This window comes from Ligilactobacillus salitolerans (assembly GCF_003864415.1).
Taxonomy (GTDB): Bacteria; Bacillota; Bacilli; order Lactobacillales; family Lactobacillaceae; genus Ligilactobacillus; species Ligilactobacillus salitolerans.
The window spans coordinates 58,236-75,901 of record NZ_BFFP01000002.1 but is presented as its reverse complement, the minus strand read 5'-3'; the positions used below and the strand labels follow the sequence as shown (position 1 = coordinate 75,901).

The 17,666-nt window shown below is 45.3% G+C and carries 13 protein-coding genes, 1 pseudogene and 1 other annotated feature; of the genes and pseudogenes, 10 read left to right on the top strand and 4 right to left on the bottom strand.

Annotated elements, in window-relative coordinates; all coding sequences use genetic code 11:
- The first annotated feature begins 90 nt into the window (after window positions 1-90).
- Complete coding sequence (locus tag LFYK43_RS01080; RefSeq protein WP_124974564.1) at window positions 91-1,452, top strand: APC family permease; 1,362 nt, start codon at window positions 91-93, stop codon at window positions 1,450-1,452.
- 280 nt (window positions 1,453-1,732) lie between these two features.
- Here the strand turns inward: LFYK43_RS01080 and lctO are convergent, their stop codons facing one another.
- The gene (gene lctO / locus LFYK43_RS01075; RefSeq protein ID WP_124974562.1) at window positions 1,733-2,866 is read right to left on the bottom strand and encodes an L-lactate oxidase; all 1,134 of its coding nucleotides are present in this window, start codon (window positions 2,864-2,866) and stop codon (window positions 1,733-1,735) included.
- A 703-nt stretch (window positions 2,867-3,569) separates the two neighbouring features.
- Window positions 3,570-3,800: a binding site (T-box leader), on the top strand.
- Window positions 3,801-3,903: 103 nt separating this feature from the next.
- Here lctO and LFYK43_RS01070 point away from each other — a divergent pair.
- The 9 genes from LFYK43_RS01070 to LFYK43_RS01030 all read left to right on the top strand — a co-directional run bounded on the left by LFYK43_RS01070 (window position 3,904) and on the right by LFYK43_RS01030 (window position 13,730).
- On the top strand, window positions 3,904-5,529 hold the full coding sequence (locus LFYK43_RS01070) for a peptide ABC transporter substrate-binding protein (RefSeq protein WP_124974560.1): 1,626 nt from the start codon (window positions 3,904-3,906) through the stop codon (window positions 5,527-5,529).
- A 33-nt stretch (window positions 5,530-5,562) separates the two neighbouring features.
- The gene (locus LFYK43_RS01065; protein ID WP_124974558.1) at window positions 5,563-6,903 is read left to right on the top strand and encodes a M20/M25/M40 family metallo-hydrolase; all 1,341 of its coding nucleotides are present in this window, start codon (window positions 5,563-5,565) and stop codon (window positions 6,901-6,903) included.
- A 177-nt stretch (window positions 6,904-7,080) separates the two neighbouring features.
- Entirely contained in the window at window positions 7,081-9,255 is a 2,175-nt protein-coding gene (locus LFYK43_RS01060) for a type IA DNA topoisomerase (protein WP_124974556.1), read from the top strand.
- A gap of 83 nt (window positions 9,256-9,338) precedes the next feature.
- Entirely contained in the window at window positions 9,339-10,202 is an 864-nt protein-coding gene (locus tag LFYK43_RS01055; RefSeq protein ID WP_124974554.1) for a coiled-coil domain-containing protein, read from the top strand.
- A 29-nt stretch (window positions 10,203-10,231) separates the two neighbouring features.
- The gene (locus LFYK43_RS01050; RefSeq protein WP_124974552.1) at window positions 10,232-11,383 is read left to right on the top strand and encodes a uroporphyrinogen decarboxylase/cobalamine-independent methonine synthase family protein; all 1,152 of its coding nucleotides are present in this window, start codon (window positions 10,232-10,234) and stop codon (window positions 11,381-11,383) included.
- Window positions 11,384-11,467: 84 nt separating this feature from the next.
- A complete protein-coding gene (locus LFYK43_RS01045) occupies window positions 11,468-11,812 on the top strand; it encodes a hypothetical protein (protein WP_124974550.1) in 345 nt (114 codons plus the stop codon).
- Between the two features lie 159 nt (window positions 11,813-11,971).
- Window positions 11,972-12,313: a hypothetical protein gene (locus tag LFYK43_RS01040; protein ID WP_124974548.1), complete on the top strand. Its 342-nt coding sequence runs from the start codon at window positions 11,972-11,974 to the stop codon at window positions 12,311-12,313.
- Window positions 12,314-12,323: 10 nt separating this feature from the next.
- The gene (locus tag LFYK43_RS01035; protein WP_124974546.1) at window positions 12,324-13,142 is read left to right on the top strand and encodes an SPFH domain-containing protein; all 819 of its coding nucleotides are present in this window, start codon (window positions 12,324-12,326) and stop codon (window positions 13,140-13,142) included.
- Between the two features lie 36 nt (window positions 13,143-13,178).
- Window positions 13,179-13,730, top strand: a complete 552-nt coding sequence (locus LFYK43_RS01030) for a hypothetical protein (RefSeq protein ID WP_124974544.1) — start codon at window positions 13,179-13,181, stop codon at window positions 13,728-13,730.
- 67 nt (window positions 13,731-13,797) lie between these two features.
- Here LFYK43_RS01030 and LFYK43_RS01025 read toward each other — a convergent pair whose 3' ends face one another.
- From LFYK43_RS01025 to LFYK43_RS01015, 3 genes and pseudogenes are all read right to left on the bottom strand, one after another.
- Complete coding sequence (locus LFYK43_RS01025) at window positions 13,798-14,184, bottom strand: hypothetical protein (protein WP_124974542.1); 387 nt, start codon at window positions 14,182-14,184, stop codon at window positions 13,798-13,800.
- A gap of 4 nt (window positions 14,185-14,188) precedes the next feature.
- Entirely contained in the window at window positions 14,189-16,837 is a 2,649-nt protein-coding gene (locus LFYK43_RS01020; RefSeq protein WP_124974540.1) for a cation-translocating P-type ATPase, read from the bottom strand.
- A 625-nt stretch (window positions 16,838-17,462) separates the two neighbouring features.
- A pseudogene (locus LFYK43_RS01015) lies at window positions 17,463-17,666 on the bottom strand (GNAT family N-acetyltransferase); the annotation flags it as partial.

The window sequence follows — 17,666 nt, the reverse complement described above, 5'->3', positions numbered from 1 at the left end:
TAGTTTTTTAACATGAATTAAGTTTGACTGTGGACATGCTGTGATTTTGCAGCATGTCCTTACATATGTCTACAGAATAGAGGATGCAATATGAGTGGTGATAAAAGTTTAAAGCAGGGGATCAGTACCTTGGGCCTAATTTCTTTAGGTGCTGGTGGAGTGATCGGCAGCAGCTGGATCTATACTAACAGCCAGTTTTTTAATAAGTATGGGGCTGGCGGCGAGATCTTCGGCTTGCTGGCGGCTGCTGTTCTGGCAGTCTTTGTTTCGTTGTCTTTTGCTGAATTATCAACGATCTATCCTAAAGCCGGCGGTGAAGTCGTTTATGGCTTTGAAGCTTTTGGCAAAAAGGGCGGTTTGTTTGCCGGTTGGGCTTTGTTGGGAGCATATTTGAGTGCGCTGGCTTTTTATGTCACGGCTTCAAGTTTCTTACTGGGAGAAATATTTCCGCAGATCGCAACCGGACCAGCCTATACATTTGCCGGTGTCAAGGTTCATTTCAGTGAACTAGCGCTGGGGGTCTTGATCACATTAGTCATTTTTGCCGTTAACTATCTGGGGGCTGAATTAACCAGTCGAGTTCAGATCGTCTTATTTGTTTTGCTGGTTCTTTTGGGCTTGACTCTGGTCGTTGTTGGATTTACTCATGGGCACGCCAGCAATTTCACCCCGGCGTTCTATGAACATCAAGCAAAAACCCCAGCGATTTTCCGGTTTATTTTGCCAGCGATGACCTTTTTAACTGGTTGGGAGTCGATTGGGATCCTCGCAGAGGAAGTCAAAACTCCAGCTCGCAAGATCGGATTGATTATTGTTTTGGCGATTTTCATCGCTGCGGCTTATTATATTTTAGTCCTGTTATCTTCAGCCTGGGTTTATCCATGGAAAGAAACCGCCCAGATGCAAATGGGGTCGATCGATGCCTTTAAGGCTGCTGGTTTCCCGCACTTGGGTACGATTGCTTTCATAATTTCGTTTTTAGGTTTGGGTACCAGTTTCTTGACTTTGTTCTCTGCAGCTCCCCGCTTGATTTATTCACTGGCGGAAAAAGAAATTTTGCCCCAGTATTTTGCTGCGATCCATCCCAAGTACAAAACGCCGGCACGGGCGGTCGTCTTGACCCTGGTTCTTGTTCTTGGTTTAGGCTGGATGGGAAAAGGTGCATTGACCTATTTCCTAGATATTGGCGGATTTCTAACCGCCTTAGCCTGGGGCGTGAATGCCTTTAACTTGGCAGCAATCAGACGCAAGCACCCGGAGCTTAAGGGCGGTTTTCGCAACAGACACCTTGCTTTGCCATTGCTGGGTGGAGTGATCGCCATTGTGATCGCTTGTGCAACGCTTTATCCAGGCACAGCAGTCTCTTTGGTCTGGCCTTACGAATACGTGGTCTTGGGCATCTGGATCGTGATTGGTTTAGCCGCTTACTTTAGCAGCAAGAAAGATAGCTAAAGATTGGAAGTTAAGTCGGAAGATGCAAGCTTTTTATGGCAGAGCAAAGCGACTTTAAGCCGGACTGATTTAGTTTGGAGCAAACTTCGACCGACTTGGAACCAGACAGATTCCATCCGGTTCCATTTTCGGCTGACATGGCGCCAGACTGATCCTAACTGGCTCCATCTTCAACGGATCTGCAACCATTTGAAAAATCAGTAAAAAATCCTTGTACGCTGAGACAATGTTTCTCAGTGGACAAGGATTTTTAAATGTTTCTTGGTGAAATAACCAGAAATCAGACTAATTTCAGATCATGAGAGGTGTCAAAAGCTGGGTCGTAGTGGTTGTCGCGTAAATTGAAGTTTTTGATATCTTCGACAGTCTGAGTGCCGGCAAGCTGCATGACAAGTTTCAGTTCAGCCTGCAGTTTTTCGAAGACTTGCTTGACACCAACGCTCCCGCCAAGACCTAAGCCGTAGATCACCGGTCTGCCAAGAGCGACCAAGTCGGCCCCTGAAGCGATTGCTTTAAAGATGTGCTGCCCGCGGCGGATCCCGGAATCAAAGATCACTGGTACGCGGTGATCCACTGCTTGCGCAACTTCTTGTAAAGAATCAAAAGCTGCTGGACCACCGTCTAGTTGGCGGCCGCCATGGTTGGAGACCCAAATTCCGGCTGCTCCAGCTGACAAGGCACGATCAACATCTTCTTTACTTTGCGGTCCTTTGACATAAACTGGCAAACCAGAATATTCAGCGATGAATTCTACGTCTTTAGGGGAAAGCTTCTGCTTAGCTGATTTGTAAACATAATCCATCGTTTTACCGACACTGTCTGGCAGGTATTCTTGAACGATCGGTAAAGTTACAGGGAAGGTGAAGTTGTTCCTGGCATCGGTTTCGCGATTGCCCCCGACCATCGCGTCTGCAGTCAATACGATCGCCTTGATCCCTTGTTCTTTGACGCGGTCCATGATATGCCGGTTGATCCCGTTATCCTTGCTGAAATAAAACTGGAACCATTCGGGTGCCCCATGCAGAGCAGCAGTGACTTCTGGCAAATCGACCGAAGAGTAGGAACTAAGAGTATAAATTGAACCAAAGTCAGCTACACCCTTGGCACTGGCGGTTTCACCTTGTTCATTAGCCAGCTTGTGAGCTGCGACTGGTGCCATGATCATCGGTGCAGTCAGCTTTTCGCCGGCAAATATTGTCTTTGTTTCGGGCTCTTCAACGTCCATGAGAGTATGCGGTACGATCAATTTATGGTTGAAGGAGCGAATATTTTCGTGCAGGGTAAATGTGTCGCCGGCACCACTGGCAATGTAACCGAACGCCCCCTTAGGGATCACTTTTTGCGCCATTTTTTCTAAATCAAAAGTATTGATAAAATCAACTGGACCCTCTGCACTGCTTGTTTTAAAAGCCATAATTCTTTCCCCCCTAGCAAAAGATTCGCATGACGGTGATATGTAATTGACGGATGCGAATCTTGAACTGTATTTGTTTAATTAGTTCTACACTAATATTATATGCACAGTTAGAAACCGGTTACAAGGGATTTTGGAAAATAAGTTGTGTAAAATATAAAAATTATTTCAGTTCAAAAGAAAAGATCGATCATAGGGACTGCTGCTTTGCTTCTTATGCTATTTGGGCGCGGATAATGAAATACTCGAGCAAAAAAATAGCCCGGGCGGACATCCCGGACTATCTTGGAGTGAACTGTATTCGGACAAGTATGGGGGACTTTCCGAAGAGAAGTATTGTTTGGGTTTGTTCTAACTACCTTAGAACAATTATTACTATAAAGGTGGAAGCTTAAAGCTAGCTTAAAATTAATATTTTATTTGTATTTTGGGAAAAATGCTCACTTTAAAGCAGGTGCAAGGGTATGCGGAGCGGGAAGTTTGCTGAAATGAGTGAAGCTCTAACAGCATCCTTACTCTAACCGTTTTATAATGCTGGGGTTAGCGCTTGGTGCTATTTTTAGCAGATAAATTTTCATGTTGACAGATTTAAGTTGAAAACATTGACTGTTCTGACCTGACATTGTAAGAATGTAATTGTTAAAAAACAGGTTGACATATTAAAAAATGATGTTAAGATTAAATTCAATTAAATGATTGATGATATAAAGCGTTGAAAAAGCAAGTACCAAAATGGTCATCTGGCAGAGAGCTCGGGTAGATGGAAACGAGTAGATGATGTGGCGGGAAACTCCCTTTTGAGCTGACGGTTGAACTTAGAGTAGGCCGCCACGGTGACAGCCGTTAGCATGTGCGGATCAGCAGAGCATTAAGCTGTTTATCCGTGAGGCTTGTGCAGCAAAAAAAGGTGGTACCGCGCGATCGCGCCCTTTCAAAGATAGAGATATCTTTGAGGGGGCGCTTTTTTTATTGGTCGATCATTTAGCAAAAATTTAACAACATGCCGACAAGGTCGTGTTTTAAAAGGAGATGGCAGGATGAAAGTCAAGAGTAGATCTATCAAGGGTGGAGTAATTTTATTAGGTGGTGTTGTCCTACTTTTAGCGGGTTGCGGAAAACAAGACCAAGGTAAAGCTGCTACGCAAAATAAAACTCTGAACGTCATGCTGCCCAGCGAACCAATGACGGCCGACCCCAACAAGTCGACTGATACCAATAGTAGTTCAATGATCCGACAAGTCATGGAAGGTCTGTATGCTTTTGATCAAAATAATCAAAAAATAGTGCCTGGGGTCGCAACTAAAGTGGTCAAGCCGACTAATGACGGGAAAAGGTATACGATCCCGCTTAAACACGATGCGAAGTGGGCCGATGGCACTCCAGTTACCGCGCAAGATTTTGTGTATGCCTTTCGCCGGATAGCAGATCCGAAAACCAACGCCCAAAACGTTTCAGCGTATGAGAACGTGCAAAACTTTACCGCCGTTCAGAGTGGCAAGCTCCCAGGCAGCAGACTGGGGATCAAGGCGCTTGATAAACATACTGTCCAAATTAATTTAGCCCGCAAGACACCTTGGTTTAATTACTTAGCGGCCATCGCATTTTATCCTTTGCAAAAAGCGACGGTCGAAAAATACGGCAGTAAGTATGGCACAAGTTCAGCTAAAGTGATGACTAATGGGGCTTATCGTCTCAAAAATTGGAATGGAACCAGTACTTCCTGGAATTATGTTAAGGATCCTAATTATTGGGGCGCAAAGAAGGTTAAGATCAAAAATATTAAAGTTAAGGTCACCAAAGAACAAAACACCGCGGTCAACCTCTTTAAAACTAATAAACTGCAAGAGGCAACTTTAACGGGTCAATATGTCAAAGGCAATGCAAATAACCCGCAAATGCGCAAACACTTGCTCAACCGGATGAATTATCTCTATTTCAATGCCAAGGACCAGTCAGTGGCTTCTGAGGACTTGCGCCAAGCATTCTCATACGTGATCAATCGCAAGACGATCACTAAAAATGTTTTAGGCGACGGCTCAGAACCGGCCTTGAGTATGATCCCGCGGGGAAATCAAAAGGAACCTGTCACCGGTAAAGATATGGCAGCTGAGATCGGAAACTTAGTTCCAACTGATGTTAAGCAGGCAAAAGTCTATTGGAATAAGTATTTAAAAGAGCAAGGCAAAAAGAATGTGACCTTGGATCTGATGATCGATGACACTGATGAAGATAAACACATTGGCGATTATATTCAGTCAGTAGCGGAAAAGGACTTTAAAGGACTGAACGTTACCGTAACTTCTTTGCCGCACGCACAGCACATCAACCGTGAATTTGCCAATAAGTTTCAGATCAGCTTGTTAGGATGGACTTCCGATTGGGGCGATGCAGCAGACTTCCTCAACTTGGCTGCTGGGGGAAACACAGTCAATTTCTCCAACTGGACTGATCAAAAATATGACTCAGACCTAACTAAAGCACAGCAAACTGACGGTCAGGCACGCTATCAAGCCTTGAAGTCGGCTGATCAGCGACTGATGGAAGTTAAAGGTGTCGTTCCGTTGTACCAGCCAGCAGAGGGCAAATTGGCAGCCAAAGGAGTTGGCGGTCTGAAGTATTCGCTGTTTAACGGGGCTCAGTATAAAAATGCTTATTGGAAATAAAGTGACATTTACCACACACGAGGAGGACAATAAATGACAAAAGAACAGCAATTTAAAGACTATGTGATGGACCGTTTACCAGAGTATTATGATTATCTGCGGATCCCGGGGGTCTCAGCGCAAGGGACTGGGATCGATGCTACCGTCGACTGGCTGAAAAATAAATTTGCAGAGGTCGGCGCGAAAAAAGTTGAAGTCTGGCATGAGCTGGGCGGCAATCCGGTCGTTTATGCTGAATTTGCCGGGCACAGTGACAAAACAGTACTCTTCTATAATCACTATGATGTTCAACCGCCTGAACCTTTAGATGAATGGGAATCTGAGCCGTTTGAACCAACAGAAAGGGCTGGAAAATTATATGCCCGCGGGGTGGCGGACGATAAGGGGGAGCTGATCTCGCGGCTGGCAATTATCCAGTATTACCAAGAAAATGGCGGTTTGCCCTCTAAGATGAAATTCGTGGTCGAAGGACAAGAGGAGGTTGGCAGCCCCACGATCCAAGATTATGTCCATGCCCACAAAGAACAGTTGGCAGCCGATGCTTGTATCTGGGAGGGCGGCGGCAAGGATGCTAACGAAGCCTTTCAGATCACTGCCGGGTTAAAGGGGGTCGTTTCCTTTGATATGACAGTCGAGACGGCTGAAAAGGATCTGCATTCATCGACTGCCAGTTACGCCGATAACGCAGCTTGGCGCTTAGTTCAGGCTTTGAATTCGCTCAAAGATGCTTCCGGACAGGTCTTGGTCGCTGGTTTTTATGATGATGTTAAACCGCTTGAAGCTGCGGCTCAAAAGGCAGTTGAGGAAATGGAGTTTAATGGGCAGGCGATCAAGGAACAATTTGGCTTAAAAAGACCGTTCGTGACCGACAAACCAGCTTATGCTCTGATCAATACCCCGACGATGACGATTAACGGCCTGAGTTCAGGGTACGAGGGCGCAGGCGTTAAAACCGTGATCCCAAGAAGGGCTTTGGCTAAGTTTGACTGTCGTTTGGTCCCAGACCAAGAACCGCGTAAAATTTTTAACTTGATCAGAGCACACTTGGACCAGCATGGATTTGAAGATGTCAAAATTACCTTTAATATTGGCGAGCCGCCTTTTAGGACTTCCCTGGAAGATCCGTTCGTCAAGCTGAACATTGAAACAGCCCAGGAAATTTATGGTGCAGAACATACAACAGTGATCCCTAACTCGGCTGGCAGCGGTCCGGCAGCTCAGTTTGTGGAAGAACTTGGTGTCCCGCTGGTTGAAATTGGGATCGGCTACGGTGGAAATGGACCCCATGCTCCAAATGAACATATCCGGCTGCAAGATTATCGCGATGGGAGCTGGTTCTTGTATCAATTGCTGAATAAATATGCTGTCAAGTAAGGCAGCAAAAAGGATTTCTCTTTGTAAAAGGGGAAATTCTTTTTTTAGCTGCTTTAAATTTGAAAAAATTGGAAGCGAACCGATGTTTGAATTAATGCAAAAGATGTATAATTGAATTAGTTATTATTTCGGATTTCATTTTCTGCAGCTGCAAGGCAAACAAAGGAGCAAGACAGGATGACAACAGTTATTTTGGCGGAAAAGCCAAGTCAAGCCAGAGCCTACGTCGAGGCTTTGCACCACAGTACTAAAAAAGCCGGTTATTATGAAGTTAGCGACTCGATTTTGCCGGCTGCCACTACGATCACCTTTGGCTTCGGCCACTTGGTAGAGTTGGCGACCCCAGACAAATATGACCGTAAATATCAAAGATGGTCGCTTAAAAATTTGCCTATTTTCCCTGCTCACTACAAGTTTGTTGTTCCGGCTGACAAAAGAAAACAGTTCAACGTGGTTAGGGAGCTATTAAAACAGGCAGATACGATCATTATCGCGACAGACAGCGACCGCGAGGGAGAAAATATTGCCTGGTCGATCATGAAGCAAGCGAAAATCGACCTGAAAAGTAAAACTCTGAAACGACTCTGGATCAACTCTTTGGAACCTGAAGCAATTCGAGACGGTTTGATGAATTTACGTCCTGGCTGGGATTATTATCCCGCTTATCAGGAAGCACAAACGCGTCAAATCAGCGACTGGCTGATCGGAATGAATGGCAGTCCTTTGTATAGTCTGTTATTACGCAAAGTCGGTGCAGCAGGAGTCTATTCGATCGGAAGAGTCCAGACGCCGACTTTGTACATGGTCTATCAACGTGACTTATCCATCAAAAACTTTCAATCAGAACCCTATTTAGAATTGCAGGCAAAGGTTGCAGCCCAAACGGCTCATTTCACCGCCCAGTTAGAGCCCAATCGGCGCTTTAAAAATGAAAATGAATTGCAAGACTGGACGCGGTCCAAAAATGTAGTGGCAGGACCTCAGCCTGGGGTGATCCGCAGTGTCCAAAAACAGAATAAAAAAATTGCCAGTCCGCGGCTCTTTTCCTTATCGAGCCTCCAAAGTGAGGTCAACCGGCGTTTCCATGTCAGTGCCAGCCAGACCTTAAAAGCCGTCCAAGCACTTTATGAAGACAAGCTCCTAACTTATCCACGGACAGACTGTAACTATATCACAGAAAAAGAGTTTGCCTATTTAGTGCAAAATTTAAGCAAATATCAGACAATAGCCGCGTCTCAAGCAGTTCTGAATCGCACTCAAGCTCAAGCAAGATATGTGAATGGTGCCAGAGTTCAGGAACATCATGCTATTATCATGACCAAAAAAGTTCCCACCAAGGCTAAACTTGAAGCGTTGCCCAGCTTGCAAAAAAAGATCTATGATCTCGTTTTGCGCACGACTTTAGCGATGTTTGCTCAGCCGTATGAATACCAGGAAACAACGATCATAACTCGTGTTGGACAGGCTGATTTTAAAGCTGTGGGGAAAATCCCCTTAAAGCCGGGTTGGAAACTTTTATTTGCTAAAGACGAGCAGAACAGCAAAAATCAGACACAGACTCTCCCAGAGGTTGAGCAAGGTCAAAAGGTCAGCGCAGATGTCAAAAGTGTCCAGAAAATGACACAGCCGCCGAAAGCCTTTACCGAAGGAACACTGATCACCGCGATGAAAACAGCCGGCAAAACTTTGGATGACGAGCAGGCGCAAGCGATTTTGAAAGATACAGAGGGGATCGGGACTGAGGCGACTAGGGCTAATATCTTGGAGGTTTTGAAAAAGCGCAAGTATTTGATCACGCAGAAAAATCAACTTCATGTGACAGCACAAGGGATGACGCTTTGCCAAGCCGTGGAATCCGAGCCTTTGCTCACCAGCCCGGAAATGACCGCTAAGTGGGAAACCGCCTTGAAACAAATTGGTCAAAATCAGCGGACGCAAGCTAACTTTTTACATCAGATCCAGCAATTCATCGGCAAAATGCTGGAGGAAGTTCCCCAGCAGCTGCAAGCTAATGCCGAGCTGAAACAAGCCGTTATCAGCAGAAAGGAAATGGTTCAACCAGCTGCTGGTAATAGTAAGGTCGTCATGGGAACGTGTCCGGTGTGCCATGAAGGTCAGATCGTTGATAAGGGTAAATTTTACGGCTGCAGTAATTATCGTGCGGCTGCCCCGTGTAAATTTACTTTACCCAAGAAATGGAGCAGCAAGACTATTCCTCAGACTGCCGTTAAAGCCTTGCTGATTACAGGGAAAACAAGGCTTTTAAAAGGATTTACATCCAAAAAAACCGGCAAGAAATTTGCCGCTAAATTAGTGCTAAAAGATCAGAAGCTGCAATTTGATTTCACTTAGATTTAGTGGATGGTGTTTGTTTTGGATGACTGTTTCAGCTAGAATTGAATAAACAAAGTTCTTCAAATTAGGGGTGGATGGACATGAGACCACAATTAACGGTGACAAAAGATTTTATTACGATCGATACCAAAACAGCTTTGACTGGTGAAGATATCTTACATGTGACTGGTGCACACGCCAGCGATGCCCAGTCTGGTCAGGACCTCACGAGCAAATTGCTGGTGAACATGGCCGATGTTTCGTTTGGACAGCCGGGCCTTTATTCGGCCAATATTGCAATCGTGGATGATACAGGCAGTTTGGAACCATTACAACAAATTACGGTTAAAATTACTGCAGCAAGAAGTGCCGTACAAGCCCAACAACCGCTCAGACGAGAGAGTAATTCCGGGCAAGAAACAAACCATGCGACCAAACACGCTCAGCCTGCTGCCGCTGAGAAAAAAGCAGCGCCTAAAAAGGCACCAAAAAAGAAAAAGGGCTGGGTCAAAAAGGTACTTTATTTGGCGGCTGCATTGCTGGCAATTTATCTGATCTGGACTGGTATTAGTTATTACCAGACGCGTCAGCAGGTTGCAGATCAAGGAAACAGGATCGGCGAACTGCAACGTCAAAACGATTCGTTGGGGGATGAATTAGACACCGCAACCTCTCAAATCAATGAGTTAAGAGCAAACTACCGGACATTAAAAAGCTCCTTGAAAAATTATCAGAAGGACGAAGAAGGGTACCGGCAGCAATACGTGACCCAAATGCAGCAAGTTTCTCAATCATTGGCTAACTTGAAACAGCAGTTAGATAATCAAACGCAACAGACCGGGATTTTATACAGCGTCTTGAATGGGCGCTTAGACAACTTGCAAACGACGGTCAATCAGATGGTCAGTGCGCAATCAGCTAGTCAAGCGCAGCAGATCTTGGACAACTATAAATGGTACAAATAACTGCCAAAATTAACAAAGGAGTGAGCCGCATGGCAGTAAGAGCACATCAATATTTCTATACTTATGATACAGTGGGCAGTTTTTTGCGGCCAAAAAAGCTTAAATTAGCCTATGATCAGGTGAAGGCGGGTGAAATCAGCTCTGAAGAATTTGCTGAAATTAAACACACTGCTATTAAAGAGCTGGTTCAAAAACAAGTGGCGCATGGCTTGCACGTTGTGAGCGATGGCGAATTTAACCGCAAAAACTTCTTTATCGATTTTTTAGCCGGTTTAGCCGGGATCAAAGTGATCCCAAATGGGTTCAAACTAAATTTCAGCGGACATGAGTTGGTTGATGACGGCTTAGAGTTAGATGGAAAAATCGGCTATGACCCGGCGCATCCATTTTTTGCAGACTTTGAATTTTTGGACAGTATTACTCCAAAAGATGCAACTACTAAAGTTACGATCCCAGCGCCGACTCCGCTCCTGTTTGAAGGCGATTTTGCGGTGATCAGCAATTACCGCGAATTCTACGCAGATCGTGAAGCCTACCTCGCTGACATCTTAAGTACTTATCAACAGACGGTTGCACATTTTTATAAACTTGGTCTGCGTTATTTGCAGCTGGATGATCCGTGGCTTTTAGGCGTGACCTTGCCTCTGGCCGGTTTAGAAGGAAAAGAAAATGAAACTCGTGTTGCTAAGCTTGAAGGCGAGATCATTTCCTTGATCCAGCAAATCATTGCAACGGCGCCGTCTGATATGATAATTACCACCCATATTTGCCGCGGTAATTTTCACTCAGCTTCTTTAGGCGGTGGGACATATGGCTCGATACTAAACGTTTTGAAGAAACTTCCTTATGATGCCTTTTTCTTGGAATACGATGATCTGCAAGCTGCGGGTGGTTTTGAGCCGCTTGCGGTAATACATCGCGCCCAACTGCAGGCTGTTTTCGTGCTGGGGCTGGTAACGACAAAAACGCCGCAGTTGGAGTTAGAAAGAGAGTTGCAGCATCAGATTTTGCTAGCTGAAGATGCTGTGCCTTTAAGAAATTTGGCGCTCTCTCCCCAGTGCGGTTTTGCTTCCACTAAGGAAGGCAACGATCTAAATGAACCGCAGCAATGGCAAAAGGTTGATCTTGTCGTCCGAACTGCCAGAGATACCTGGAAAACCGATGCTTGCCGCTTTGATTAATTTTTTTTCGCAGTTGGTTTTAGAAGTGGTAAAATAGACGGTGGATGGATAACGAAAAAGTAAACCGAATTTGGAGTGATCTATTTGGCTAAGTTTAGTGATTATTACCAGAAAGTGCCCGCGACGTTCGCCATCGTCAGCATGTTTGAGTTCGTGCTGTCATTGGCGTTAATGATCTATCTACCGCGGGAAATTCCCATACAAATGACATTAAATGTTCTAAGTTTTTATCAGCATCCTAGGGTGTTGGTGTTTGTGTTCCCAATACTTACGTTTTTGTTGTCATGGCTAGGTAATAATGAGCGGATCGGTAAAATTCATTCACCGGTCAAAGCAATGACGATCGGCGGCACACTAAGTTGCGTCCAGCTGGTCTTAACTGTTACGGCAGCTGTCTTTTATTTTGAGATTTTCAATCTAATAGGATAATTATTTTCGTATGTCGTGGTGACTTCTGCGTAAGGCAGAGGTCTTTTTTTTGCAAATGAAGCAAGGGGAAAAACAGCGGCGGCGTTAAAATTGCTAAGCTTTTCAAATTGATTTATAATATCAATGTGATATTATCACGGTGGAGGGAGGATAAGAATTATGGCAACGCAAATGACAACTATTCGCTTTCCGAGCGATGTGTATCAGCGCTTAAAAAAGTACGCTGAAGACAAACACCTCAGTGTTAACCAGGTAGTCGTCGAGAGTGTTTCACAGATGTTGAGCGAGTCATCAGTTTCAAAGACGACGATTGAAAGCAGGTTGATCTTAAACGAGGTCATCCCGCCTAAAAAGATATTTGCGGAAAGCGGCTTAGTACTTGTCAATGGTATTTATTATCGCTTTTTAACCAATGATAATCAGCCGATCATCCCAGACACATCGTATGTGGTGGTCGAAGCAGTCGGAAATATTTTAACAATTCAGTCAATACGAAAGTGAGGAAATTTTTATGCCATTTGGAATTAAGGTTGTTCCGCAGAACTGTCAGGGACTAGTCGAAACTTTTGGTAAATATAAGCACACCGTTGAATCAGGACTGCATTTTTATGTCCCATTTATGCAGGGGATCAGGACTGTTAGCTTAGCAATGCAGCCGATCGAGCTGCCGCATTATTCGATCATCACCAAGGATAACGCGGAAGTTTCAACTTCAGTGACTCTCAACTATCATGTGACTGACTCCAAGAAGTATGAATACAATAACACGGATTCTGTAGAATCTATGGCACAGTTAGTGCGTGGGCATCTGCGTGATATTATCGGGCGCATGGAACTAAACGATGCTTTGGGATCTACAGCAAGGATCAATGCCGACCTGGCTGAAGCGATCGGTGATCTGACCAATACCTATGGGATCAACGTCGACCGGATCAACATTGATGAATTATTGCCGACCGAAGAGATCCAGCGGGCAATGGATAAGCAGCTGACGGCTGACCGGGAGCGGATCGCTGCTATCGCTAAGGCTCAAGGTGAAGCGGAATCGATCCGACTAACTAATGAAGCCCAAAACAACGCCTTGATGGCAACAGCCAAGGCCCAGGCTCAAGCAACTAAGACTAAGGCGGATGCTGAGAGATACCGGATCGATACAGTTCAAGCCGGTTTAACCAATGCAGACGACAAATACTTCAAGAACCAGTCGATCGCAGCATACAGTCAGTTGGCACAATCCAAGGCTAATGTTGTTGTCGTTCCAAATGAAGACAGCAGCAGTTACGGACAGACAGCACTCTTAGCTCAGGCACTCAAAGATCAGGCTAAGTAGCACACATCTTTGCAAGACAGCAAGGAGGTCGACACAATGGCAGTTATTAGCAGCATAATTGCAGTAATAATTGGTATTATGATACTGTTAATTGGTATTATCCTGATGGGTTTATTGATTTGGGGGGCTATCCGACTCGACAGGTTTCGGCGAGATCGCATGTTGGGGATCCAGCCAATTAAAAAAAATGAGAGGCAAGGGAATTTAGCGGCACAGATGGTGCAACAGCAAAACCGGCAACATCAGCGGGAACGCAAACGAAAAGCACCCTTGAAAGATCAACGCGGCAAACAGGATGCGCCGGGTGGGGTGCTCTACCAGACAAAGCATTACCGCACCTCGCATTTCACAGATAATTTGCTTTCTAACCAAACAACTTATCGCAACAATAACCAGACTTATGGGCGAAATTACCAGCATGCAACTAGTTCGAACCAAGCAGAAGCTGCAAAACGCCGGCAGAAAAACTCTCAGAAAAAACAAAAATCACACAATCGGATGATGAATTCGATTGCTGATTCATATGCAGAAAGTATGAAGTATACTCAAGGTTACCAGCAAGCACTCAAACGCAGCCAAAAAAAATAGCAGCAGCAAGCGGGCTGAACACATCCATAACTTGGAGTGTTCAGCCCGCTTTTTTTATGGGAGTATTTTAGTCATCTGCAAGCAGTTTGAGTTTGGCTGGGCCATAGGAATGCTTAGCTAATTTATTGGTTGGTGAAAGCTGGTAGGAATGACCGACTTTTTTGATCGTAAAGTGTTTAGTCGGTGCCCGGTGCGAGACATTCTTATGACCTGAAAGGATAAATTCGGTCTTGCCATATGCTTTCTTCTTGAGCTGATAAGGATAGGTCCGACTTTCATTATTTTCGATAAAAGTTACATTTTTATCATCAAATTGAGCGGTCATTGGTCCTTGCTGCGTTTTTTGTGCAGTGAATTCCCATTTATGGTCTTGGAGGTCGCGTGAAATAGAGGCAGAGCAGCCTGCAAGACTAAAAAGTAAGACTAGAGCTGTGAATAGCTTAAAAAATTTCAAATCCTCACTCCCTTACCGTGCGTGGTTCTTCCTTTCTTAACTTTCTTAACTGATAACGTTTGTTTAACTCGAGCAATAATGCCGGAATAAAGATACTAATGATCACAATTAACCAGGCGAGACCGGAGATCCCGGTAAATTCAAAAACTTCTCTGACTCCTGGGACGGCAGCGATCAGTGTGATCGCCAGCATGGTCGTGGCTAGGCCAAGGTTAAGCGCGGAATTGCTGATCAAAGTCTGAGGTGAGACCTGTTGCCGGCTTTTGATGACATAAATGTCGATCATTGATCCGAGGGCCAGTGTCAAGAACAGCATGGTGCGGGCAAAGGTGATATTTTGGTCTGATAAAACGAAGAAACCAAGAACAAAGATAACTAGGGTCAGAATGGTAAATGCGGCTGCCCGAAAGGCGACCCGTTGAGCCAACCCGTCCGCAAAAATGCTGGACTTCCGTTTGATCGGTGCTTTATCCATATTATTATCTTCGGCGGGTTCACGACTAAGGTAAAAACCAGGGATCCCGTCTGCTAGGACGTTGATCAAGAGCAGTTGCTCGGCTAAGAGCGGCGAGCCCCAGCCGGCAGCGACCGCGATGATCATCAGCAATAACTGAGCAAAGTTGACCCCAATTAAGAATTCAACCGCCTTTAAAATATTCTGGTAAATCGTCCGTCCTTCCTCAACTGCAGCAACGATCGTTTCGAAGTTGTCGTCTGTGAGGATCATGTCAGCTGCCTGTTTGGAAACATCGGTCCCGGTGATCCCCATGGCGATCCCAACATCAGCTGCCTTTAATGCCGGCGCATCATTCACGCCGTCGCCTGTCATAGCTACCGTTGAATTATTAGCCTGCCAGGCTTTGACGATGCGGATCTTGTCTTCGGGTGAAACCCGGGCATAAACAGTGTATTTTTGGATGTTGCGCTGCAACTGCTCATCAGATAATTGGCGCAAGTCTTGGCCGCTCATGACTGGTGCATCTGCTTGCGCGATCCCCATTTGAACCGCAATCGCCTTTGCAGTTTCCGGATGATCTCCAGTGATCATTAAGGTCGTGATCCCGGCACGTTTGGCTGTTTTGATGGCGGAAATTGCTTGTGGTCGCGGCGGATCAATGATCCCGATCAGACCGGCTAACTTGACAGGGGTTTGCGTGGCATCCAACGGCAGTGCGGGTTTTTCATCCAGCAAAGCGTAACCGACCGAGAGCACACGCAGCGCTTCTTTGGCAAACTGCTGGTTGATCTGGTCGACCTGCCGGTGCTCTTCATTGGTTAGCTCCGCCGGCAAGCGGTCGATCGCGCCTTTGACGATCAGCAAATATTTGCCGTAAGGTGTTTTGTGCAGAGTAGCCATCAATTTTTTGTTGGAGTCAAAGGGATCTTCAGCTACCCGTGGATATTCTTGTTCCAATTCAGCTCTGGTAGTTTGAGCCTTTTGCAGCCAGCGAATAATTGCTAATTCAGTGGAATCACCGATCTCGACTTTTTCACCATCAACTTCTTTGATCTGGGCATCGGTTGCTAAGCCCATAAAGCGCATCAGCTGGAATTCGGGTGAATCATGGTCGATTTTTGCGGCAGTCGCTGCCGGCTGTTCATTTGGTGTCCAGTATTTGGTAACGGTCATTTGATTTTGTGTCAGAGTGCCAGTTTTATCTGAAGCAATGACATCGACACCGCCTAGGGTCTCAACTGCGTTCATCCGGCGCATGATCGCGTTTTTCTTCGACATTTTGACCACACCATAAGACAGGCTGATCGTGACGATGATCGGTAAGGTTTCAGGGACAGCCGCAACCGCCAAGGAAACACCCATGATCAAGCCGGAAGAAAGCTCAAAACCGCGGAAGAAAAAGCCGATGATGAAGATCAGCAAACCGCCGGCCAAGGCGACAGAAGTTAGTTTTTTGGAGAGGGTATTTAATTTTTCTTGCAGAGGGGTCTTTTGTTTTTCAGTCGTGTTCAGGAGTCCGGCGATCTCACCGAGTTCAGTCTCCATTCCGATCGCGGTGACGACCATCACCCCAGTTCCTTGAATCACATCTGTCCCAGAGAAAACTTCATTGAAGCGGAGACTGATTTCTGCGGTCGGTTCTTGGTCAACGGCGGTTTTTTCAACCGGCTCACTTTCACCAGTCAAAATAGATTCATTAATGCTGAGATTGTTGGCAGTCAGCAGGCGGCCATCCGCTGGGACCTGGTCACCGCCGCTTAAAATCACTAGATCGCCGACAACCAGTTCCTTGGATCTGATCGTCATGTGTTCGCCGTCGCGGATCACCGTTGACTCGGGGACATTTAAGTTTTTGAGTGCATCTAGTGCTTTTTCAGCACTATGTTCTTGGTAAAGACTAATTGCAACATTGAGGACTAAGATACTTCCAATAATCAGCGGCTGGCTCCATTTTTCAGAACCGGTCGCCGCCAGGTAGGTGGAGAGAAGCACAGCGAATAAGAGGACTAATGATGCAACATCGGAAAAGTGTCCAATGATTTTTTTAAAGAGATTGTCGCCCTTTTTTTCCTGCAGTTCGTTGAGACCGTCTTGACTACGCTGTATAACCTGTTCTTCAGTCAAACCTTCTTGACTGGTTCGGTAGCGAGCGTAAATCTTCGCGCTAGGCGAGCCGAGGTTTGGCACAAAAATCATCCTTTCATTTTAGACAATGGGTTAAATAACGACGTTGTCCTTACAAGCAAGGTGTCAAAGCAAATCAAGCGAAAGCGGCGGTGTTTGTGAGAGAACATTACTTTCTGAAATGGTTATGTTTTTCACTCCAACTTAAAAGAACATAAGCGAAAAATATTTGGAATAAAAATAAGACGGTTAACCGGCGTCGTTCTCTAAAAGAGAGTGAGCCTAGCTGAAAATGGGTACAAAATAGTCAGCTGGCTGCTGATATTATAGGGGCCGGCCGTAGCAATCAATCAATGTTAAAAAACAGTGGGTTTGATTTAAAACGATGAAAGGTGGCCGGTACATGCAGAGCCGGTCAAATGTTTTAGGTGAAAAAACTTTGGTCAGTAATAACTGAGCTCATAGTTCTGAGCTAGTGGTTGATGTGAAAAACAGTGTTCAATTTAGAATGGTTCTTTCAGAGTTGAAATGCAAAACGTTGAACTTTAAGGACAAGGCAAGGGTGAAATATATTCAACCTTTCACTAATTAGCGTATCATCTTTCATCGATGACTGTCAAATTCAACGAATGAGTGAACAAAAAAAGCATCCGCACTAGACGGATGCTAAGTAAGCTGCTATTTTTTGTACTGTTGCTTATTTTGCCAGGACAGTGTTTTGCATCAGCTTTTCGTAAACGAAACACTCGTCCGTGGGACCATAGACGCCTAGCAATTCGCCGACTTTTTTGAAGCCGGTTTTGGCAATGACATGCTGCATGGCCTGGTTATTTTTATGGGTGTCGATCCGGATGCTGTCAATGTTTGGATGGTTATTGGCAACTTCAGCAATAATTTTTTT